General features: G+C 47.2%; 25 protein-coding genes. 10 read left to right on the top strand and 15 right to left on the bottom strand.

Features of this window, described 5'->3' with window-relative positions; translation table 11 throughout:
• Positions 1 to 28: 28 nt before the first annotated feature.
• Complete coding sequence (locus HZB62_04270; GenBank protein ID MBI5074368.1) at positions 29 to 760, top strand: serine/threonine-protein phosphatase; 732 nt, start codon at positions 29 to 31, stop codon at positions 758 to 760.
• A gap of 80 nt (positions 761 to 840) precedes the next feature.
• On the opposite strand, the gene HZB62_04265 is transcribed toward HZB62_04270, so the two are convergent.
• Both HZB62_04265 and HZB62_04260 read right to left on the bottom strand, forming a co-directional pair.
• Positions 841 to 1,566: a hypothetical protein gene (locus HZB62_04265; protein MBI5074367.1), complete on the bottom strand. Its 726-nt coding sequence runs from the start codon at positions 1,564 to 1,566 to the stop codon at positions 841 to 843.
• A 16-nt stretch (positions 1,567 to 1,582) separates the two neighbouring features.
• The gene (locus HZB62_04260; protein ID MBI5074366.1) at positions 1,583 to 1,927 is read right to left on the bottom strand and encodes a hypothetical protein; all 345 of its coding nucleotides are present in this window, start codon (positions 1,925 to 1,927) and stop codon (positions 1,583 to 1,585) included.
• Positions 1,928 to 2,231: 304 nt separating this feature from the next.
• Here HZB62_04260 and HZB62_04255 point away from each other — a divergent pair, with 304 nt between their 5' ends.
• The 3 genes from HZB62_04255 to HZB62_04245 all read left to right on the top strand — a co-directional run bounded on the left by HZB62_04255 (position 2,232) and on the right by HZB62_04245 (position 4,044).
• On the top strand, positions 2,232 to 2,693 hold the full coding sequence (locus HZB62_04255; GenBank protein ID MBI5074365.1) for a hypothetical protein: 462 nt from the start codon (positions 2,232 to 2,234) through the stop codon (positions 2,691 to 2,693).
• 57 nt (positions 2,694 to 2,750) lie between these two features.
• Entirely contained in the window at positions 2,751 to 3,539 is a 789-nt protein-coding gene (locus HZB62_04250) for a prolipoprotein diacylglyceryl transferase (GenBank protein MBI5074364.1), read from the top strand.
• A 361-nt stretch (positions 3,540 to 3,900) separates the two neighbouring features.
• Complete coding sequence (locus HZB62_04245; protein ID MBI5074363.1) at positions 3,901 to 4,044, top strand: hypothetical protein; 144 nt, start codon at positions 3,901 to 3,903, stop codon at positions 4,042 to 4,044.
• On the opposite strand, the gene HZB62_04240 is transcribed toward HZB62_04245, so the two are convergent.
• A complete protein-coding gene (locus HZB62_04240) occupies positions 4,041 to 4,253 on the bottom strand; it encodes a hypothetical protein (protein MBI5074362.1) in 213 nt (70 codons plus the stop codon). The genes HZB62_04245 and HZB62_04240 overlap by 4 nt on opposite strands.
• 60 nt (positions 4,254 to 4,313) lie before the next feature.
• On the opposite strand from HZB62_04240, the gene HZB62_04235 reads away from it, so the two are divergent.
• From HZB62_04235 to HZB62_04225, 3 genes are all read left to right on the top strand, one after another.
• Positions 4,314 to 4,628, top strand: a complete 315-nt coding sequence (locus HZB62_04235; GenBank protein MBI5074361.1) for a FixH family protein — start codon at positions 4,314 to 4,316, stop codon at positions 4,626 to 4,628.
• 142 nt (positions 4,629 to 4,770) lie between these two features.
• On the top strand, positions 4,771 to 5,907 hold the full coding sequence (locus tag HZB62_04230) for a cytochrome-c peroxidase (protein ID MBI5074360.1): 1,137 nt from the start codon (positions 4,771 to 4,773) through the stop codon (positions 5,905 to 5,907).
• 264 nt (positions 5,908 to 6,171) lie between these two features.
• Positions 6,172 to 6,606 carry a YHS domain protein gene (locus HZB62_04225; protein ID MBI5074359.1) on the top strand — a complete coding sequence of 145 codons (435 nt, stop codon included), beginning with the start codon at positions 6,172 to 6,174 and terminating at the stop codon, positions 6,604 to 6,606.
• 252 nt (positions 6,607 to 6,858) lie between these two features.
• On the opposite strand, the gene HZB62_04220 is transcribed toward HZB62_04225, so the two are convergent.
• Complete coding sequence (locus tag HZB62_04220) at positions 6,859 to 7,188, bottom strand: Rrf2 family transcriptional regulator (protein ID MBI5074358.1); 330 nt, start codon at positions 7,186 to 7,188, stop codon at positions 6,859 to 6,861.
• 17 nt (positions 7,189 to 7,205) lie between these two features.
• Here HZB62_04220 and HZB62_04215 point away from each other — a divergent pair, with 17 nt between their 5' ends.
• Positions 7,206 to 7,577, top strand: coding sequence for an FMN-binding protein (locus HZB62_04215; GenBank protein ID MBI5074357.1), 372 nt, complete (start codon positions 7,206 to 7,208; stop codon positions 7,575 to 7,577).
• Positions 7,578 to 7,906: 329 nt separating this feature from the next.
• Here HZB62_04215 and HZB62_04210 read toward each other — a convergent pair whose 3' ends face one another.
• The 10 genes from HZB62_04210 to HZB62_04165 are packed head-to-tail and all read right to left on the bottom strand — an operon-like array spanning position 7,907 to position 17,438.
• The gene (locus HZB62_04210; protein MBI5074356.1) at positions 7,907 to 8,485 is read right to left on the bottom strand and encodes a TIGR04282 family arsenosugar biosynthesis glycosyltransferase; all 579 of its coding nucleotides are present in this window, start codon (positions 8,483 to 8,485) and stop codon (positions 7,907 to 7,909) included.
• Positions 8,486 to 8,508: 23 nt separating this feature from the next.
• Positions 8,509 to 9,183 carry a TIGR04283 family arsenosugar biosynthesis glycosyltransferase gene (locus HZB62_04205; protein MBI5074355.1) on the bottom strand — a complete coding sequence of 225 codons (675 nt, stop codon included), beginning with the start codon at positions 9,181 to 9,183 and terminating at the stop codon, positions 8,509 to 8,511.
• Positions 9,180 to 9,920: a 6-phosphogluconolactonase gene (gene pgl / locus HZB62_04200; GenBank protein ID MBI5074354.1), complete on the bottom strand. Its 741-nt coding sequence runs from the start codon at positions 9,918 to 9,920 to the stop codon at positions 9,180 to 9,182. Before pgl ends, HZB62_04205 begins: the two co-directional genes overlap by 4 nt.
• A complete protein-coding gene (gene zwf / locus HZB62_04195; protein MBI5074353.1) occupies positions 9,905 to 11,440 on the bottom strand; it encodes a glucose-6-phosphate dehydrogenase in 1,536 nt (511 codons plus the stop codon). Before zwf ends, pgl begins: the two co-directional genes overlap by 16 nt.
• A gap of 26 nt (positions 11,441 to 11,466) precedes the next feature.
• Positions 11,467 to 12,375 carry a decarboxylating 6-phosphogluconate dehydrogenase gene (gene gnd, locus HZB62_04190; GenBank protein ID MBI5074352.1) on the bottom strand — a complete coding sequence of 303 codons (909 nt, stop codon included), beginning with the start codon at positions 12,373 to 12,375 and terminating at the stop codon, positions 11,467 to 11,469.
• 19 nt (positions 12,376 to 12,394) lie between these two features.
• The gene (tal, locus tag HZB62_04185) at positions 12,395 to 13,540 is read right to left on the bottom strand and encodes a transaldolase (GenBank protein ID MBI5074351.1); all 1,146 of its coding nucleotides are present in this window, start codon (positions 13,538 to 13,540) and stop codon (positions 12,395 to 12,397) included.
• A complete protein-coding gene (gene rpiB / locus HZB62_04180) occupies positions 13,530 to 14,012 on the bottom strand; it encodes a ribose 5-phosphate isomerase B (GenBank protein ID MBI5074350.1) in 483 nt (160 codons plus the stop codon). Before rpiB ends, tal begins: the two co-directional genes overlap by 11 nt.
• Positions 14,012 to 16,063, bottom strand: coding sequence for a transketolase (tkt, locus tag HZB62_04175; GenBank protein MBI5074349.1), 2,052 nt, complete (start codon positions 16,061 to 16,063; stop codon positions 14,012 to 14,014). The genes rpiB and tkt overlap by 1 nt, the downstream gene beginning before the upstream one ends.
• A complete protein-coding gene (locus tag HZB62_04170; protein MBI5074348.1) occupies positions 16,053 to 16,706 on the bottom strand; it encodes a ribulose-phosphate 3-epimerase in 654 nt (217 codons plus the stop codon). The genes tkt and HZB62_04170 overlap by 11 nt, the downstream gene beginning before the upstream one ends.
• A gap of 39 nt (positions 16,707 to 16,745) precedes the next feature.
• The gene (locus tag HZB62_04165; protein ID MBI5074347.1) at positions 16,746 to 17,438 is read right to left on the bottom strand and encodes a Crp/Fnr family transcriptional regulator; all 693 of its coding nucleotides are present in this window, start codon (positions 17,436 to 17,438) and stop codon (positions 16,746 to 16,748) included.
• A gap of 601 nt (positions 17,439 to 18,039) precedes the next feature.
• Between HZB62_04165 and HZB62_04160 the strand changes: the two genes are divergently transcribed.
• The gene (locus tag HZB62_04160; GenBank protein MBI5074346.1) at positions 18,040 to 19,083 is read left to right on the top strand and encodes a radical SAM protein; all 1,044 of its coding nucleotides are present in this window, start codon (positions 18,040 to 18,042) and stop codon (positions 19,081 to 19,083) included.
• Between the two features lie 114 nt (positions 19,084 to 19,197).
• Here HZB62_04160 and HZB62_04155 read toward each other — a convergent pair whose 3' ends face one another.
• Positions 19,198 to 19,896 (bottom strand): Crp/Fnr family transcriptional regulator, encoded by a 699-nt coding sequence (locus tag HZB62_04155; protein MBI5074345.1) that lies wholly within the window; start codon positions 19,894 to 19,896, stop codon positions 19,198 to 19,200.
• Between the two features lie 179 nt (positions 19,897 to 20,075).
• Between HZB62_04155 and HZB62_04150 the strand changes: the two genes are divergently transcribed.
• Positions 20,076 to 20,876: a DUF547 domain-containing protein gene (locus tag HZB62_04150; protein ID MBI5074344.1), complete on the top strand. Its 801-nt coding sequence runs from the start codon at positions 20,076 to 20,078 to the stop codon at positions 20,874 to 20,876.
• The last annotated feature ends 11 nt before the right edge of the window (positions 20,877 to 20,887 follow it).

Below are 20,887 nucleotides of genomic sequence, written 5' to 3'. Positions count from 1 at the left end.
GACAGTAATTGCCGGAGGTTTCTTTTCCGTGGATGAACAGGATCTGAACACTGCCGCCTTGGTACATTACAGTTTTCTGCCTGAGGATTATTCCAGTGATCGCTTTGATATTGCCATAAAGGCGCGCCCCAGAAACAAAATTGGCGGGGACTACTGCAGCATCCTTACTTTAGGCGAAAAGAGGCTTATTCTCTGCATGTGCGATGCAGTAGGGCATGACATTGCCTCAGCATTTTATGCCGCCCGGGTCAATACCTTTGTGCTTAGCCATTGTCCGCACCATATCGATCCATGCGATCTGCTTCAGACGCTGAATGAGTTTTTGTGTCGTCGCCTGTCAAATTCCGGAATTTTCACGACGTTTTGCGCAATTTTTCTCAACACTGAAACACTCGAGATGGAAATGACGGGAGCTGCGCATCCTCCGGTCCTCTACTATGATCATAGACGAAGAACCACAGAGATGTTATCCTCAGAAACAACATTTCTTGGTCTCCAGCATCCATTGTACCCGGCCTGTTCTTTACATAAGCGAACACTGCACTCAGGTGATAAAGTTGTTCTCTATACCGATGGTTTGATTGATGACGGATGGGGAGAGAGTATGTCCAATGGAATCGATAATCTCGGGAAGTTTATCGCAATCAATTCCCATCTTTCCAGTGTCGCATTGAACGATGCTCTGATTGAAGAAGCGATAAAAAGGAACCACGCCGAACCAAAAGATGATATGCTTGTCATGACCATTTTGGTTAGATGATTATTTATCAGTGTTACGAGACGCAGCAACTAAACTCTGGGCTGTGTGAGCAAAATAGCGGCAGCTTGCCGCGAGCACTGTCACTTCACTTGTTCGTGCAAGAATGACCAGCTGCGTCCGTAATCGTCGCTCCGGACGAGAAAGCGTTGGTCATTCTTGAAAGCCCTCGAAAGGACAATAAAGGAAATTGAACCTTTTTCGGTAACTCGAATATCCTCAAAAATAGGACGACGATCGTCCATGAAATCGTAGTTGCGGCAGTCAACCTTGCCCTTTGGAGCACAATAGTCGGGCTTTTCTACAGGATTAATGAGTGTTTCCGGAAGAGATGAAGGATACCATCCTCTGAACACACCGCAGGCATCGAAACTGACGTTCAATCCGTTGCCTGTCCAGACCAGGATATCGTCGCTCACAACTCGATAATTTGAGCTCTCACGTGCCGCAAGTTCGACAGCACTTTTTGATCCAATCGCGCTTCCGTTGCCCAGCGTCACCCAGCCGGGATCCTGCATATTATGCCCGGGGGAGTTAGCAGTCTTGTCTGAAGAACACTGAACGCGAAAAACTTCGCCTGTATAATGAAGCGGAAGATTTTCGTGGTATCGAACAAGTTTTAGCTTGAATTTTGGGCCGTTATATATAATCGCTTCATCCAGCTTTTTCGTTGAGGTGTGGCACGCGGTGACAGAGAGAGTTACTATGGTGGCAAATGCAGCTGGCAGCCAGCACCTCAAGAGAATGCTGACCGCCGATGACAACGCTGGCTTGGATACATTTGTGCCACAGTTTCGGAATGGTGACATGCCAAGCCTCATGCAACTACTCTGCTCCGGTCTGTTGGCACATCTCGGATGTCACAAATAGCAGGAATAACTGCAGTTCCGGCACGCTTACCTCTACAGCCCTTCCTTTGCCCGCAGGCAGTTCGTTAGAATCTGCCCGATGTCCCTTCTCATTCATGAACCTGATAAAAGAAAATGGATCATTAATATCACCCAAGTCTGGTATTTTTCTTTTCAAGCTTTCGATTTCTACACAGTCGCCATGGCGGGCCATAAGCAGCCAGCGAGGTTCTGCCTTTGCAGAAGGCGGAAAAACCATAAAGCAGCCGAATAATCCTGTGAGAGCCAGAAACGTTATAATAACCATGCTTTTGTATGTCATATGGTCTCTTGAAATTGCTCTGTCCATCAGGAGTTTCTACCTCTCTGGCTATAATGATAACATATCACAGCTCGACTGCTGCCCGGTAAATTTAAGTAATTTAAGTTTGCCTGCATGAAGCTAAAGGTGGTAATTCTCCTTACATTTTTTTGATCCTGCCATCTGGTAAAATGGCGGTAATTGGTTATGCAAACTTTTGGCGACAAGAAATATATTATGGAAAAAACATATTGATAAGGCATGTTTGAACCGGAGATCAATACTGGAAGGGACTGCGGAATCTCTGTTGCGGAGGGTCATATTAATGCAGGATAATCTGCCCGGTGAGCTAAAGGCCTGCATTGATATGGAGACGCTTTGCTGCCGAATCTATAAAAAGTATGCTACGTTATTTCCGGAAACTGCAGTTTTTTGGGAGGACCTCGCCAGGGAAGAAGAGCAGCATATTAGTGTATTGATTATTGCGCGAGGCTTTTTCAGGGATGGCAAGGTGGCAGCCGATCTGAAAGCGTCGTTGCTCCCAGATATGAAAGAGGCCCTTTTCCTTGCTGCAACGATATACAGCAGGATTACGGAGGGACCGGTTACAATCCGGGAAGCCCTATCAGCCGCGCTACACTTGGAAGAAACTGTTTTGGAAAGTTTCCTTACAAAGACATTGCCTGCTACTTCTGACTCACCTCTCCTTATGTCATTGCAGAAGCTCGTCTCAGAAACCAGATCCCATGCTGACCGGGTTCGGGAAATGATTTATAGGCTTTCCTGAATTACAGGCGTGATAGACTTAACTTAACCGAGCAGGTCCGTAAGGAGAAGTAATCTGATCCCTTATCCCGACATAAGTCCCGAGATCGTGAGAATTGGTCCCTTTGCAGTAAGGTGGTACGGAATGATGTATCTCCTCGGATTCGCATCGTCTTATCTGCTCGTAAAGCTTCAAATCAGCAAAAACAGACTTCCCGTCTCACGTGACTTTGTGGATTCTCTCTACTCCTTTCTCATCGTTGGCCTCATGATTGGGGCACGCGTCGGTTACATCGTCTTCTATGATCTCGATACGTATCTCCGCGAACCACTTGAGGCTTTCGCTGTTTGGCACGGGGGCATGTCCTTCCATGGCGGGCTTGTCGGTAGTGTTATCGCCGGTATTATTTTCAGCAGGAAGGCGAAGGTCAGTTTCTGGCAGACCGCCGACCTCGTGATTGTAACCGTCCCGATCGGGCTCGGACTCGGCAGGATCGGAAACTTCATAAACGCTGAACTTTACGGCAGGGTCACCTCTGTTCCCTGGGCGATGGTCTTTCCGGGCGGCGGGTCTATGCCAAGGCATCCTTCGCAGCTCTATGAATTCCTGCTCGAAGGGGTGCTTCTTTTCATCATCCTATGGGTCGCCAGGGATAGAGGGACAAGAACTGGCGGTCTCACATCCCGCTTCCTCATCCTTTATGGCCTATTCCGTTTTCTTATCGAATTCTTAAGGGAACCTGACGCGCAAGTCGGATTTGTTATCGGACTTCTGACGATGGGCCAGATCCTGAGCATAGGGATGATGCTCACGGGAACGATGATTAATTATGGGCTTAGACTGAGGAATGAGAGTCAATCTCAGTGACTTGTTTATCATGATTCCCGATAATGTGTAAGCTTGCATACATAATTATTGATGCTATTTCTGATAGTATTTTACCAATAGGCAGTCTCTCAGATGAAAGAACGCTGTTCCATGATTGCAAACAGACTTGGATGGCTCAAGAGAATGATGCGTCATATGGAAAAAATCGTAGGGCTTGTAAATGTCGAATCAAATACTCTAAGGAGGATGTACATGTTTAGAAAAATGATGATTGTGCTGTTGGCGGTTGTATTTCTCGGATCAATGTCATTGACACAGGTGTTTGACTTCGCTGATGCTGCGCCAAAATGCCAGTGTAAGGGTGACGGCAAGGACTGCAAGTGCGGAAAAGACTGCAACTGTGAACATTGCAAAACCGGCAAGGGAACGTGTCAGTGTAAAGTCAGTGCCAAGGGCGATTGCCAGTGTGGTAAAGACTGCAATTGTGGTCATTGCGCTAAGGGGAAAAAAGGTAAGGCAGGAAAAAATTGTAACTGCAGCTTAGATGGTAAGGGTTGCAACTGTGGCAAGGACTGCAAATGCGAACACTGCAAAACCGGCAAAGGCGAGTGTACATGCAAGGCAGGAGAAAAGGGTTGCGCATGCGGCAAGGGTTGCACCTGTGATCACTGCAAGACTGGTAAAGGTACCTGTAACTGCAAGGGGAAAGGTAACGGCGGCTGCAAGTGCGGAAAAGATTGTAAGTGCAGCCATTGTGCTCTTGGCGACGAAGCAAAATTAAAACCAACATCCGATGCAGACTATGCGACAACCATGAAATCAAAGGATGGGCTATTCAAGGCGACGTACACTGGCGAGATTCCTGTGAACAAGATCATCTCCTGGAAGCTCAAGGTGGAGACAGCTGAAGGACAGGCAGTGAAAGACGCTGAGATAACAGTCAGCGGTGAAATGCCCGAGCACGGTCATGGCCTGCCGACCGTGCCAAAAGTGACTAAGAATACCTCTGACGGCACCTGTCTTATTGAGGGCATCAAATTCAGCATGCTCGGCTGGTGGAGGATGACCTTTGATATCAAAGCTGGAGACAAGACTGATAGCGTAACCTTCAATATTCAGGTCAAGTAACCCAGCCGGGATGAATATGCGAAACTGTCGGAATGTTCTCTCTATCAGGACCGCAACAATTATTGTTGTATTCATAACGGTCATTCTGTCTGTTTTGCATGTGGCGGTACGGGTTTCTGCAGAAGCTAAGTCTCTACCAGAAATGCATAAGTGGAGCGAAGAGGAAATAAGGACTCTTCGCTCCCTTTCGCTTTCTGCCCTTCCTCCGTTACCAAAGGATCCTTCCAATGCCTACACTGAGGATTCAAGAGCTGTAGCGTTCGGGAAAAAGCTTTTTTTTGATGTGAGCTTCAGTGCCAACGGGAAAGTATCCTGTGCAACCTGCCATATTCCGGCAGAGAGCTTTACTGATAAATTACCATTAGCAAAAGGCATGGGGACGACAACCCGGAGGACCATGCCTATAATCGGGACTGCCTATAATGCGTGGTTTTTCTGGGATGGCAGGAAGGATAGCCTTTGGTCCCAGGCAATCGGACCGATCGAAAGCTCCGTGGAACATGGCTTTACCCGATCCCTGTGCGCGCACCTTATCATTAGCAAATACAAGAAGGAATACGAGGATATCTTCGGGAAGCTGCCGAAGATAGATCATCAGAGTTGTCCGCCGAAGGCAAGTCCTGGAACGGGAAATCCAGTTGCACTCAAGCTATGGAATGCTATGAAACCTGGGGACAGGGAATCGGTTAACAGAATCTATGTCAACATAGGGAAGGCAATTGCTGCCTATGAGAGGCAGATCCTGCCCCAGCCGGCACCTTTTGATCGTTATGTTGAAGCAGTAGTAAGGGAGAACCGGGAAGGAGCACAAATTATTAGTCAGGAGGCAGTGGAAGGTCTCAGTCTCTTTATCGGCAAGGCAAAATGCACAAACTGCCACATGGGCCCACTTTTTACGAATAGTAGTTTTCATAATATCGGGCTGAAAAACCGGACAGATAAGGGAAGGGCTGAAGGCATTGATAAGGTCCTGAACGATGAGTTCAACTGTTTCGGAAAGTACAGCGATGCGAAGCCTGAGGAATGCGCTGAGCTGAGCTTCATCGATAAGAATAAGGCAAAGCATGTCGGAGCATTCAAAACACCGACTCTTCGTAACGTTGCTGATCGGGCTCCGTACATGCACCGGGGACAACTGAAAACGCTTTCTGATGTCCTGCAATTCTATAGGAAAAGCACCAGCAGAGAACTTGAGCACCAGTCTCTTACAGATAGCGAACTTGCAAAAATAGAGGCGTTTCTCCGAACACTAAGCGGTCCCCTGAGTTTTCCGAAATAAAGAACGCCAACCCCCGATTCTAAATAGACAAACAATCTATTATTAGTCCCGGACTAAAGTCCACCGGTTGCTCTTTAACTATTCTATTTTTCGTACAGGAAGATTGAGATCTGATCTTAAGCGCCGCATTTGCACATATTCAGCTAATATCGTATAAAATAACTATGTAATACATCCTGAATGAAAAATCAGGATTTCGAAGTTTCAGGGGGGCGAAATGAGGACAACAATTTGAATTTGAGTGCATGGACAAGAGGTCTTCTTATAGCCATTGCCATTTTCTATACTCTATTTTCTTGTGTTAAAAGCGTATCCGTCCCTCCTGTCAATGTAACTGATGAAGGGTTAGCGATCAAAGGTTATGACCCAGTTGCATATTTCACCGACAAGAGACCAATCGAGGGAATGTCTGAATTCAAGTATGTCTGGAAGGGTGCAGTATGGAGATTTGCCAGTTCAGCTCACCTTGAAATGTTCAAAAAAGATGCTGAAAAATATGCGCCCATGTATGGGGGGTACTGTGCTTATGCTGTCAGTCAGGGGAAAACCGCTGATATCGACCCTGCTTCATGGACCATCTTTGAGGACAGACTGTATCTGAATCTCAACAAAGATGTCCAGATGTTGTGGGAGAAAGATATGCAGGCATATATAAAGAAGGCTGACGAGAACTGGCCCCGAATGCTTCGCAAGAAATAAAGGAGGTCTTAAATGAAATATACAACCATATTCTGGGGAATCCTGTTGTCCGGGCGAGGGGTACAAAGACACAACTGGAAAAGAATGCGCGTAACGCGCCGCCCTTTGGCGCGTCGCTGTGGACGCGCTGGTTGTCATCAGGGCATTAAATAGAAGCTACATAAGACATCTTATTCAACTTTTGAAACCCGACTTCCGCTGTTTCCTGGACGTGCTTAGCCTGAATATCGCGTTGAAGCGATTGCTGGAAGGCTATAACTCTTTTGACCAACCAGCTATTGCCTTTTTTTTCTCTACTGAGAAATCCTTATGTACTTGTCCGTACAACCAACGAAGTGACTTTTTCCTTAGTTTGTCTCGCATCAGCTCCTCTGCTTCCTGCATAACCACCTTTATTAAGCAAGGACACTTATCCGTATATATTCTGGGATTCGTGACAAAAATGTTCTTCTTGCGAATCTCTGCACATCGAAATAGATGAGACGCCCCTTCAATTGCCTCTATAATATCCCAGAAGGAGACATCTTCCGCTCTTTTTGCCAACTCGTACCCCCCCTTAACGCCGGCAATAGATCGGACAATTCCGGAGGAACATAAGCATGTTCACAGACAAGTTTTTGGAGGTAATAGGTAAGGAAGGCGTTGTTTCAATAGTTTCATGCGCTGACAATGAGGCTCACGTGGTTAATACCTGGAATAGCTATCTTGTGAGCCCAAACGACGGAAGGCTGCTAATTCCTGCTTATGCGATGAGAAAGACAGAAAAAAAAGTACTTCAGAGTAATAAAGTTTTGCTCACTGTCGGGAGTAAAGAAGTAGCAGGGCGCATGGGACAAGGGTGTGGTTTCTTGATTGAAGGAATAGCAAAATTCATACCTTCAGGTTCAGAATATGACATGATGAAGTCTAAATTCTCCTTTTTAACTCGTGTTCTTGAAGTTACGGTAACTTCGATCAAGCAAACCATTTAAAGTTAACTGATGTATTTAATATGTACGAAGCGTCCTTTTTACCTGGGATTACCTCCCTAAGCACGAAAAATAAAGTGCTTGGGGAGGTCACCTGATATCCTATCGTCTTTGGATTACAACATGACTTTTTTTTGGAGCCTGTTGTAAATGAGATTGTGCAGGGCACAGAGTTCTACCCTGCAGAGGAGTATCCTACAAGAAGAGCCGGATTCGTTATAAATACTATCGTACCAGCTGCGGTCGTGACCGACGACTCAAGGAGCTGTGGGGCGATGATGCTGGCCATTGATAAGCTGAGTTAGCTTCAATTCCAACGCAGCAGCTCTTGACTATTTGAGAACGCGATTAAGATCTGCAATCGTGTCAAGATCTGAAAGGATAGGGAGAACTCCATAGCTTTTGCCTGACCGCTGAAGAGTCTTAACCGTCTCAGAGAAAACATTCCCGGTACTCCAGGACACGTTGCGAAAGAGTTCAGTCATGGGTGACTTCATTCCGATGAGATAGTACCCTCCGTCTGCAGCGGGACCTATTACAACATCCACATGATCGAGTTTTTTGAAGGCCTGCATGATGATATCGCAGCTCAAATCAGGGATGTCAGCACCGGTAATAACAGCTTTTTCTGTCCCTCTGGATAGAAGATGTCTGATAGCATTGTCCATCCGCTCACCAAGGTCGCTGCCTTGCTGACCTGCAAACTGCTCCCCCGGCAGCCAGCCCTGGAAGTCATCTTCCCTTTCCGGCGGATCAATAAAGACAATTCGGCTGTATCGATCATCTTCAGAGGGAGCTGTATTTCTCAAAACCTGCTCGGCTATATGTTTGCATACTGCAGAGGCCCTGACCTTACCGATTTCATGGGCCAGTCGAGTCTTGACTTTGCCCGGCTCTGGATACTTTATCATGATGCCGTAGTAATTCTTCGTGGTCATCGGTAATAGAGTCGAAATAGTGCCTCAGGACTTACGCCAAGCTTATAGAGCATCATGGTTAGCTGATTAATTGCTGCCGTCCTGATAAGTCCTTTATTGCTCCATCGTCTTTCTGAAGTGAAGGCCTTCTTGTCAAGAATGGTTATTTTACCGGTTCTTTTCATTTTCTCGATGAGCTCAACATCTTCCATAAGAGGGATATTCTGATACCCGTTCAGTTTATGGAAAAGATCCTTTCTTATGAATATGGCCTGGTCACCGTATGGTAATTCGCAGAGGGTGCAGCGCAGTTTTACCCATGCCTCTAGAAGTCTATATTTCCAGGAAGGATTGTTAACGGCGAAAGTAAAAGCCCCACCAACCACAGAATTCTCATCGAGGCTTTTAAGAATGCTTTGTGACCAGCCCTTTTCAAGGGTGGTGTCAGCATGAAGGAAGAGAAGAATATCGCCTGTAGCAGCAGCAGCGCCTGCATTCAACTGTAGCCCCCTACCTTTTCTCGAAGTAACTACAGCCACTTCCGAGCAGCCTGAGGCGATCTCTCCCGTCTTATCGCTGCTACCGCCATCGGCAACAATAATCTCAAGGTCACAGCTTTCGTGACGTATCTCTACGATGCATTTTTCAATAGTTCTCTCTTCATTAAGCGCAGGGATAATTACTGAGATCATCTCTGCAGCTCAGATGCCGATTCTCTGTCCAGAAGCCAGGTAATGTGGCCTTTTGCGGGATTGATCTGACCGGCGGGATAAAGATGTCCTCTTCCTCTTGAAAAAATCTCATTGATAATACTGACCTTTGACTTTCCTGCTATGAGAAAGACTATATTCGCTGCATTGTTCAGAACCGGTAAGGTCAATGTAACTCTCCAGTTATCAGCGGACTTAGAATATGAAGGAGCAACAAGATGGTCCTTTTCCAGCAATGCCTCTGATTCCGGGAAGAGAGAAGCAGTATGTCCATCCTGTCCGAGACCGAGAAGAATGAGATCAAATACCGGTATGTCATGGTCGCCAAAGTGGTGTCGAAGTTCCTTTTCATACTCTTTTGCCGCCCCGGAAGGAGCGAGTTCCCCCTGTATCCGATGGATGTTATTGTAAGGTATCGCTACTTTTGAGATCAGTTCATCATGTGCAAGTCTGTAATTGCTCTGCTCATGCTGCGGCGGTACAGCTCGTTCGTCGGTCCAAAAAAGATGAACTGAGTCCCACCTGATCGAATTACGATAGTCTGAACCGAGTATTCGGAACAGCTGTCGTGGAGTCGAACCTCCCGAAAGCGCTACAGAAAATCTGTCATGAGCTGCAATGGCTTGCTTAGCAGCATCTGCAAAAATGGTTGCCGCTGCATGAGCCAAACTTTCCGGATCAGGCAATATTCGGATATCGTCTTTCAGAGAGGTCTCCATACCCTGCCGTCTCTCTTCATGAGATCCTCTGCAGCAGCGGGACCTGAAGAGCCTGATTCGTAGTTAGGAAATTCATTGGGTCGTACAGCTGCCGTCAATTTATCTATCAGGGGAGTCAATAATGTCCATGTCTGCTGCACGCCGTCAGAACGCACGAATAACATCTGATCCCCTTGCATGCAGTCGAGCAGCACCCGCTCATAGCCATCGAGCAGAGAAACATTCTGGTATGAGAAGTTCATAAGGACGGTATTGAGACATACCTTTGAACCTGGGTTTTTTGCCTGAAAATGGATCCCTATGCCCTCATCCGGCTGGACCCTGAGAATCAATACATTCGGCTCAATGCCATCTTCAATCGCATGAGAAAACATAAGATGAGGCACCGGTTTGAAATGAATAGCAATCTCCGCTTTCCGTGAACGCAGCCTCTTTCCCGACCGGAGATAGAAGGGAACTCCTTTCCATCTCCAATTATCCACATGAACTTTAAGCGCTGCATAAGTAGGTGTTGTTGATTCAGGGAATACGCCGGACTCATCCCGGTAAGCAACTGCCTCTTTTCCGTTTATAGTTCCTTTCCCATACTGCCCGACTACAACCTGCGTATTGAGGCTGTCAAGCTGGAAGGGTCGGATAGACCTGAAGACCTTCACTTTTTCATCTCTTACCCGATCGGCATCAAAGAGCGCAGGTGGTTCCATTGCCGTCAAGGCAAGAAGCTGGAAGATGTGGTTCTGAAACATATCTCGTACCACGCCGGCCTTCTCGTAATATCCAGCCCTGTGCTCGACGCCGAGGGTCTCAGAGGCAGTAATCTGAACATGGTCGATATATCGACTGTTCCATATCGGCTCAAATATCGAATTGGCGAACCTGAACATCAGGATGTTCTGGACAGTCTCTTTTGCGAGATAATGGTCCATGCGATATATCTGGCGCTCGGTAAAAAATGCGGCAAGTGTCTTGTTCAGATGCACAGCCGACTCAAGATCACTGCCGATAGGCTTTTCTACAACGATATGCCTGTATCCCCCATCTTCCTTCGATAGCCCTGCTATCCCGAGGTTTTCGATGACCGGCTCATAAACAGTGGGTGGGGTGGCAAGATAATATATTCTGTTTCCACCAGTGCCATGTTCTTTCTCAAGAATCAGCAGCTTGTCCTTCAACCCTGCATAGGTATACTGCACGTCGTATTCGACGCGGTGATAATGAAGCATTTCAGAAAAAGTCAGCCAGGAGCTCTCTGAGAAGTCCTTGGGGACAGCTTCTTTTACTGCTTCCCTCATCGATTCTCTGAAGTCGTTGTCACCGAGCTGAGTTCGGGCAGTTCCAATTACAAAGAAGGGATCCGGAAGCAGATTAATCGCAAAGAGCCGATAGAGCGATGGGATTATCTTCCTTTTGGTGAGATCACCTGAAGCCCCGAATATAACCACAGCACAGGGGGAAGGGATATCAATATTACAGTGGGAGTCAGAGCTGGAAATAATTTTGCCTGAAACATTCCCTGCCATGTCAAAAAGATGCCCTTCTGTCATGGTTATTCCCCCTTTTTTTGTACGGCATGGCCCCCAAACTCATTTCTCAAAGCTGCAAGAAGCCTGTCCGAAAATGAATTATCCTGGCGCGAACGGAACCTCTGAAAAAGGGATGCAGTGATTACCGGGGCGGGCACCGCAAAATCAATTGCCTGCTGGACAGTCCATCTTCCCTCACCTGAATCCTCGACAAAACCCTCGATCATATTAAGCTTACCGTCTTTTTTGAAGGCATCTTCTGCTAACTCAAGCAGCCACGACCGTACGACACTTCCCTGGTTCCAGAGGTGGGCGACCGCTCCGAAATCAAGCGTGTTTCCGTAAGGTGAGGCGTTCAGTATATCAAAACCTTCCCCATAGGCAGCCATCATGCCGTATTCGATACCGTTATGTATCATCTTGACAAAGTGACCCGCGCCTGCCGGTCCGCAATAGAGATAGCCGTCCTCTGGCGCAAGAGCTGTAAATATCGGGGCAAGTTTTTCATATGCTTCCTCTTCTCCTCCGATCATCAGGCAATAACCGATTTTCAGGCCCCAGATTCCACCGCTTACTCCTGCGTCAAGGTAGTGAATGCCCTCTGCCCTGAGCGACTCCTCATGCCTGATATCATCTTTATAGAAGCTGTTGCCGCCGTCGACAATAATATCTCCTTCTTCAAGCAATGGCTTGAGATTTTCAATCGCATCGTCAACCGGCTTTCCTGCCGGAAGCATAAGCCAAACTATGCGGGGAGCCGTAAGCTTATTAAGCATTTCTTTGAGGGTATAGGCGCCTATTGCCCCCTCTTTCACTATCTCGTCTACTTTTTCCGGAGACCTATTGAATGCTACAACCTCCTGCCCGTTCTGAATCAGACGTCGGGCCATATTCATTCCCATCTTTCCAAGTCCGACCATTCCAATTTTCATAGTTCCTCCCTGGTATAAGTCACTGTTTAGATAATAGAATATCTCTTTTTTTGGCAACTTCGCTCAGAACTGACGAGAAAGAGTCTGCAAAGAGCTTTACTCCCTCATTTTCGAGTTCCGCGGCAATCAGCTCAATGTCTATGCCTGCATCCCGTAGTTCAGTGATGAGAGGGTCAGGCTGTCCGGCAATGTCTCCCCGTATGGCAGTCACAGGCCTGCCGTGATTTCTGAAAGCCTCCATCAGTGATTCGGGCATAGTATTGACCGTATCAGGGGCGATTAACTCCTCTGCGTATTTAACATCGCTGTAGTCCGGATTCTTCGTACCTGTGCTTGCCCAGAGCACCCGCTGAGTCGCTGCTCCCTCACGCTGCAGGGACTGAAAGCGTTTGGAGGAGAAAATATCCTGGTAGCGACCATAAGCGGTTATGGCATTGGCAACCGCAGCTCTTCCCATGAGGCGCTGGAAATCCTCTTTTCTTGTGTTTGATGTTTCTGCCATAGTTCCTTCCATCAGGAGTCTGTCAATCAATGTGTCTACCCTGCTTACAAAGAAGCTGGCAACTGATGCGATCATATTGATCGGCTGGTTTTCCCCCGCTCTCTTCTCAAGACCTCTTATATATGCTTCTGCAACTTCTTCATAGCGTGCCACCGAAAAAAGAAGCGTCACGTTTACATTGATGCCCTGGCCGATGAGGTATTCGATAGCGGGGATGCAGACGCTTGTGGCCGGAACCTTGACAAGAATATTCTTCCGTCCGATTGTGGCATAAAGATATTCTGCTTCCTGTATAGTTTTATCAGGGGCATAGGCAAGATCAGGAGACACCTCGATGCTCACGTATCCGTCCCGTCCTCCAGTCTCTTCATAGATCGGCAACAGCATATCTGCTGCATCCGACACATCACGCATGGCGAGACTGAGAAACAACTCCTTTTCGTTTGTAATTCCGCGCTCCAGAAGCCCTTTGATCAGGCCGTCATAGTCAGCGCTTCCGGATATAGCTTTCTGGAATATTGTCGGATTTGTGGTTATCCCTCTGAGTCCATCTTCTACAATAAACTGATTTAACCTGCCGGACGTAATGAGTTTTCTGCTCAGGTTGTCGAGCCAGACACTTTGCCCAAGTTCTCCAAGTTCGCGCAGGGGATTATTGACCATGGCCGTCACCTCTTTCTGAATTTACCGTGAATTCTTTTTCAATTTCATCCACTTTCGCCAGTCTTCGCACATGCCGTTCTGCCCCCGAAAAAGTGGCAGCAAGCCATATCTTTACGATATCCTTGGCAAGCTCGGGGCCGATGATCCTTGCACCGAGGCAAAGAACGTTTACATTGTCGTCTTCCACCCCCTGTCTGGCAGAGAAAGAGTCGTGACAAAGAGCTGCTCGTATTCCAGGAAACTTGTTGGCCGCGACGCAGGCGCCCACTCCGCTGCCGCAGATGAGTATGCCTCTTTCAACCCTCTTCCCCAGAATTTCCATAGATACGGCCCGGGCGTAATCCGGATAATCAACAGGAGCCCCACTATCAGTGCCGACATCGAACACATCGTGGCCAAGCTCTTTCAGAAAAGGCACTGCAATATTTTTCAGACTGAATCCGCCGTGGTCAGCACCAATCGCTATTTTCATTATGCGCTCCTCTGTCTTTTCGTTAGCTCCATTAGTTTTCGTACAACTTCATCAGTGGTGAAGCCAATTTCCTTCAGTAAAACATCTCCCGGAGCTGATGCGCCAAAATGATCAATGCCTATCGCAATACCATCATTGCCGATAAACTTGTGCCATCCCTGAGTGATACCTGCCTCAATCGATACTTTAGGGACGTATTCGGGAAGGACAGCTTGCCTGTATTCAGGGCTTTGTTCTTCAAAGAGCTCCCAGGAGGGCATGCTGACAACCCTTGCCCGAATGCCCTCACCGAGAAGCCTTTCACGAGCTTCCAGGGCGAGATGAACTTCCGATCCTGTGGCCATTACGACAATATCAGGATGCTCTTCTGAATCAGCCAGAATATAAGCCCCCTTTTCAAGGCCCGATGCCTGACCATATTGCTTCCGATCAATAATAGGTAGTTTCTGCCTGCTGAGGATAATCGCGACGGGACCGCCCCGGTAATCAAGCGCAAATTTCCAGGATTCAGCGGTCTCAGAAGCATCAGCAGGTCTTAACACAGTCAATCCGGGGATTGCCCTGAGGCTTGCAAGATGCTCAACAGGCTGATGGGTTGGACCATCCTCGCCGACTGCAACAGAGTCGTGGGTAAATACATAAATGACGTGCAGTTGCGAAAGGGCGGCAAGGCGTATGGACGGCCTCATATAGTCGGAAAAAACGAGAAAAGTGCTGCCAAAGGGGATAAGCCCACCATGGTAGGCTATCCCGTTCATGATCCCTCCCATGGCGTGTTCCCTTACTCCAAAAGCGATATTTAGGCCTTCATATCCCCAAGGGCCAGATACTGCTCCCTGAATATGCTCCACTCCTGTTTCTGCCGGTTGAAAATTGCCTTTCCCTGTCAGCTCGGTATTGGTCGAGGGATTGAGGTCCGCAGAGCCTCCTATGAGATTATGGATATCCTTCGCAATGCTGTTCATGACCTGTCCGCCGGCAGCGCGTGTGGCAATCCCTTTCTTGTCAGCCTCAAATACCGGGATATTTCGCTTCCATCCTTCCGGAAAATCATGGATCATAATCATCTCCCACTCTTTTGCCAGGTCAGGGAATATAGACTCATAGGACCGCATAAGAGTATCCCATGCCGCCTCTTCCTCTTCTCCTTTTCGCACAGCATCTCTAAAATATCTCTGAACATCTTCGGGGATAAAGAAATCAGGCTCAAGAGGCCAATCCAGGTTCTTTTTGGTATCCCGGACTTCGTCAGGACCGAGAGGAGAGCCGTGAGCACCAAAGGTATCCTGCTTGTGCGGACTCCCATACCCGATATGGGTCTTAACGGTGATAAGGGAAGGCCGATCAGACTCTATGCGTGCACTGGTTATCGCCTGCTCGACAGCTGATAGGTCATTGCCGTCCTGTACTATCTGCACATGCCAACCGTAGGCATCGAAACGCTTGTTTACATTCTCCGTAAAAAGCAATCTTGTTTCTGCTGAAAGTGTGATACGGTTGCTGTCGTATAAGCAAATAAGTTTTCCAAGTCTAAGATGCCCGGCGAGAGAAGCCGCTTCAGAGGCAATGCCTTCCATAAGATCGCCATCACCCACAAGAATATAGGTGAAATGATTGACGATTTCATGCTCCGGTTTGTTAAAACGTGCAGCAAGATGACGTTCCGCTATGGCTAGGCCTACCGCGTTTGCAATCCCCTGCCCGAGAGGTCCTGTCGTACATTCCACACCGGGAGTGACACGATATTCGGGATGCCCCGGGGTCTTGCTCCCCCACTGACGAAATCGTTTGAGTTCATCCAGAGACAGATCGTATCCGGTGAGATGCAGTAGCGAATAGAGCAGGGCGGAGCCATGGCCCGCAGACAATACAAAGCGATCCCTGTCTGCCCATGAAGGGCTCGCCGGGTTATGCTGGAGAAATCTTGTCCATAGCACATATGCCATGGCAGCAGCGCCCATGGGAAGACCAGGGTGCCCTGAATCAGCTTTTTGGACCATATCGACGGCGAGCATCCTGATCGTTGTGATGCAACGCTCTTCAAAATTCATTTTGCACCTCGATTTCTTTCAGCTTTCGGATAAATTGCAGATAGCTTGCTTTGGGAGATTCACTTCGAAATATTCTGCTTCCCACGCAGGCATAATCAACCCCAATATCAACAAAAGATCTTATATTATCGAGCGAAACAGCGCCGTCAACCCCGATTTCTGCTGCAGGAAATAGCTTTCGTGCCCGAGATATCTTATTGAGTACTTCAGGCCTAAAGGGGCTACCGTAATTGCCAGGGTCAACAGTAAGAAAAAAGATGGTATCGAGCAGAGGAGCCGAGCGAATGAACCTGTTTAACTCGGTTTCAGGCTTGACAGCGATGCCCGGAGAGATTCCCATGCTTCTTATCTGAACAATTATCGGCTGATAATTGTTCAGGGTTTCCGCGTGGAATATTATTTTTTTGATATGTCTATTGTTCAAACTCTGCACCACTGACATTGGGTCTTTTACCATAAGATGCAGTTCAAAGAATATTGATGTCGGCATACCATTGAGGGTTTCAGGGGGAAAACTTCTTGTCGATACAAAGAGGCCATCCATGATGTCTATCTGGATGAAGTCAGCAAAGGACTGCGCGAGGCGCATGAGATTTACGCATTCATCACCGGACTCGGTCAAAATTGCAGGAACGATCTTCATATCCCACGCATACTCCTTACGTTAGCCTTGCTGTAGCTATCAGTCAAGGAGCCCCTTCAGCTTCTCCAGGTTGCTGATAGTAAGATACTTTCCTTCAAAATCGATATATCCTCCGTCTTTGAGCCTGTTAAGTGCGGCAGTAACGGTTTCCCGCGTGGATGCGATCAAATCTGCGAAATCCTTGTGTGTCAGCTTGATCTTTAGCAGATAGCCTCCGCTGTGCGGGACTCCAAAATCATCGAGAAGGTTCACAATTGTTTTGACTATCCTTTGCTCGACCGTACAAAAAAGAAGATCAAGCAGTTTGTTCTCTATTTTCCAGCGTCGGAGGCCGATCATTTTTGTGAGCCGAATCGACAACCCTGGCACCATCTCAAGCAGCTTATCGAAGCTCTCTTTTTTTATAGTGCAGATCAGCCCATCCTCGATAACCTCGGCGCACTCATCACGCTCTCTCGGATCTGTATAGGTCATTTCGCCGAAGATCGAGCCTCCCTTCACAATATCGAGGATAAGCTCTTTCCCCTGTGGTGTGAGCTTGGTGATCTTCACCGCGCCTTTTTTCAGGAGGTAAATATTTTTATCAGCTGCCCCCTGCAGATACAAGGTATCTCCTTTTTTTATCTCTTTCATCTCCATGTATTTCTCGATCATATTATGTTCCTCATCACGCAGATGACTGAACATGTCGAGGTTCTTCAGATACCAGAGCTTCGTTTTTTCTGTAGTCATGTCCTTAATCTCCAGACTTTAATAGTCTCTATTGTAAGAGACGTTTGTAATAAGAGTATTGTAAACACTGCAAATACGATTCACAATACAAAGATTCTTCCATTAGTAACATTATCCCTGATGATTAATTATCATTTAATTCGTTGTCAGAAGATGTAAGCAGGATTACTATTAGACAATATGCGTCAGGGTAATTCCTGCAAGCTTTGTAACCGAGGCTTGACATTATTTCACAATGTCTCTTTGTATTGACATGCATAATTAACATGATAAGATTAAATCATAGAGCCGATCTATCTGTAATTCTCTATCCATAGGAAGAAGGGAGGTGAAGAAGGATGAAAAAGACACTGTCCAAAGAAGCCCTCGCTCAGGAGGCCACTTACTGGGATAATCTCAAGAAGGCGACCAAAGAAAATCCTGGCAAGGTATGTCACAAGTGAAAGGGTTGAAAGAGCTGACGTTGCCGGTCAGGCAACAAGGTGCCCGGGCAGATATGAAAGGCCGTTGCCAGTTGTTCCTGTGCACGCTTTCATATCTGCCTTTTTCGCAGGAGCGCTGAAACTGTCTTCGCGATCAAATAATAAGCCAGGGAAATGATATGCCGGTAATTGATCCTTTCGAGTTCTTTATCCAGCTGCACCTTACCGAACGGTGCAATCTCAAATGCAAACATTGCTATCAGACCGAAGACAGGCCAAAAGAGATGTCTTTGGCCGAAATAGTCTTATTGATAGATGAAGTGTCCTGCATGCTTGACGACTGGAGGCAGGCATATGCGATCGACCTTTCTTCGAGCTTTACGGTAACCGGAGGTGAACCGTTCCTGCGGTCGGATCTTTTCGAGGTCCTGGAAGAATTAAGAAAGAACGCGATTGATACCTATATGCTTTCGAACGGGACATTGATAACCCGCGAGCTGTCCGCCAGACTCGCCGCGATCGGGGTAAAAGGCGTGCAGATAAGCATCGAGGGGTCTGAGGAAGTGCATGACAGCATCCGTGGTGCAGGAAGCTTCGCCTCATCGCTCAAGGGCATACGGAATATCCTCGATGCCGGGATCGAACTGACCTTGAATACAACCCTCTCTGAACTGAACGCAGACTGTTTCATGGACGTGATAGATCTCGCATCTTCAACCGGCGCGCAGCGGGTCGGCTTTTCGAGGCTTGTGCCGTCGGGAAGCGGTGCAATATTGCTCGGCAGGATGCTGACGAACGAGGCTGTGGAACAGATATACCATAAAATATTTTCTTTGCATATACCGGGGCTGAAAATCGTGACCGGTGACCCGGTTGCATCGCAGTTCAGAAATCCCGCCGGAGATGCTGCTGATCCTCTGCCCTCAGGAGGATGCGCGGCAGGAGTGTCCGGCCTGACGATACTCCCGGACGGTACTATCACGCCCTGCAGGAGGATGCCTCTGCCAATCGGCAATGTAAAGGAGGACTCCCTGAGAGAGATCTGGGCAACATCAGAAACGTTAAGGGCATTACGGGACAAGACCCAATATCAGGGCAGATGCGGTACCTGCTCAAAGTGGTCTGCCTGCAGAGGATGCAGGGCAATAGCCTATGCTTTCTCCCAGTCACAGGGCGAGGGCAGTTACCTTGCGGAGGACCCGCAGTGTTTTCTGCTTAACTGATACGCAAGGAATTGTATTGGCCAATCGCTGGCAAAGGTGACACTATGCTTTGACTGGATGTCGAGATTGTCCTTGATCTAAAATTGATCAAGCATCGGAGTGAAGATGTGAGATTTACTGCTGTTCCGCCAGATTCCTAAGTTTCGCAGCATTAGTGACAACAATATGTCTTCCCTCATAATTAATCAACTCGCGTTCCCTCAATGTGTTCAGGGTGGCAGTTACTGTTTCGCGTGTCGATGCAATGAGGTCGGCGAAATCCTGATGTGTAAGCTTGATTGTAAGGCGCTTCCCATGATCATGCGGGACTGAATGCTCATCGAGAAGATTCAACAGGGTCTTCGCAAGCCTCTGCTCTACGGTGCTATAAAGAAGGTCGAACAACCTGTTTTCAATCTTCCATCTTCTTTTTCCGAATATCTTGGTGAACTGTATCGAGAGCCCCGGGATCATATCCAGCAGTTTATCGAAATTCTGTTTCGAGATGATGCAGATTACGCTGTCTTCCATGGCTACTGCAGATTCGTTGCGCTCTCTTGGCTCTGTATAGGTCATCTCCCCAAAAATTGAACCTTTATTAACGATATCGAGGATAATCTCTTTCCCCTGCGGTGACAGCTTAGTCATTTTTACCGTGCCAGTTTTTAATATGTAGATATTCCGATCCGCAGACCCCTGCATATATAGAGATTCGCCTTTTTTTATATCTTTCATGTCGGAATTATCGTGAATCAACGTGTGTCCGGCATCTCCCATTTGAGCACATATTTCGAGGTTGCGAAGATACCAGAGCTTTGATTTTTCCTGTGTCATGCTTTTGACCCTATCACTGTTCGTCTAATTCCTCCAAGAGCATTATTCCCCCCAGCTTGCGCGAGGAGGAGCCTTCTATATAAAGTGCTTATCCTAATGGCCTATATTGTAAGCTCTATTACATGCAAAAGCAATGTTTGTGCTTTATAATTTAAGCAAGAAAAGATGGAGGTCAAATCGTGAATAGAAGCATGAATATCGGTTTGGTGGTTTTTATTATTTCCGTCATGTCGGCAATGGCAAACGCGTCGCCTTTTGATGGAGAGCAGTACCAGAGGCTCCTGAACAATTACGTGCAGGAAGGAAAAACGATCAGTGGAATAACAATTAGCGCAGTCGACTATGCTGGTCTTCATCAAGAGTCCACGTCCTCGTCGTCCGATTATGCATTTATTCTTAGACAATTGAGCTCCTTTAATCCTGAAACTATATCTTCCCATTTAGACAGGATTGCTTTCTGGATCAACGCCTATAATATCGGCGCGGTTAAGATGATTCTGGACCATTACCCGGTTGACAGCATAAGGAGCACGAAGATCAATCTACTGAAAAACCCATGGAAAAAGAATGTCTTGAACATCGGTGGCAGGGAATACAGTCTGGATGAAATCGAACACGGTATTCTCATGGGCACATTTAGGGCTCGCATGGCACATTATGCTATTGTCTGCGCATCTCTCAGCTGTCCCGACATGAGAAAAGAGGTCTATGTCGGCGCCCGTCTCAAGGAACAATTGGAAGACCAGGCCCGCAGATTTCTGAGTAATACGAAAAAAGGCATTCTGATTGATACTAAAAACAATACCGTCTATTTTTCCCAGATCTTCAAATTCGACAGTAAGACTTTTCCTGAAGGTGCGCTCAGTGCCGTTGATATCATATCCCCCTTTCTTAAGGCGGATGAGAGAAGATATATCGACACGCAGAAATACACGGTGAATTACTTTGATTACCTGTGGGAGTTGAATGGATTAAAATGAAAGCGGATATG

This window comes from Nitrospirota bacterium (genome assembly GCA_016214855.1).
GTDB lineage: Bacteria > Nitrospirota > Thermodesulfovibrionia > Thermodesulfovibrionales > UBA6898 > UBA6898.
Note: the sequence above shows the minus strand (reverse complement) of the source record. Positions and strands in the feature narration are given on the sequence as shown.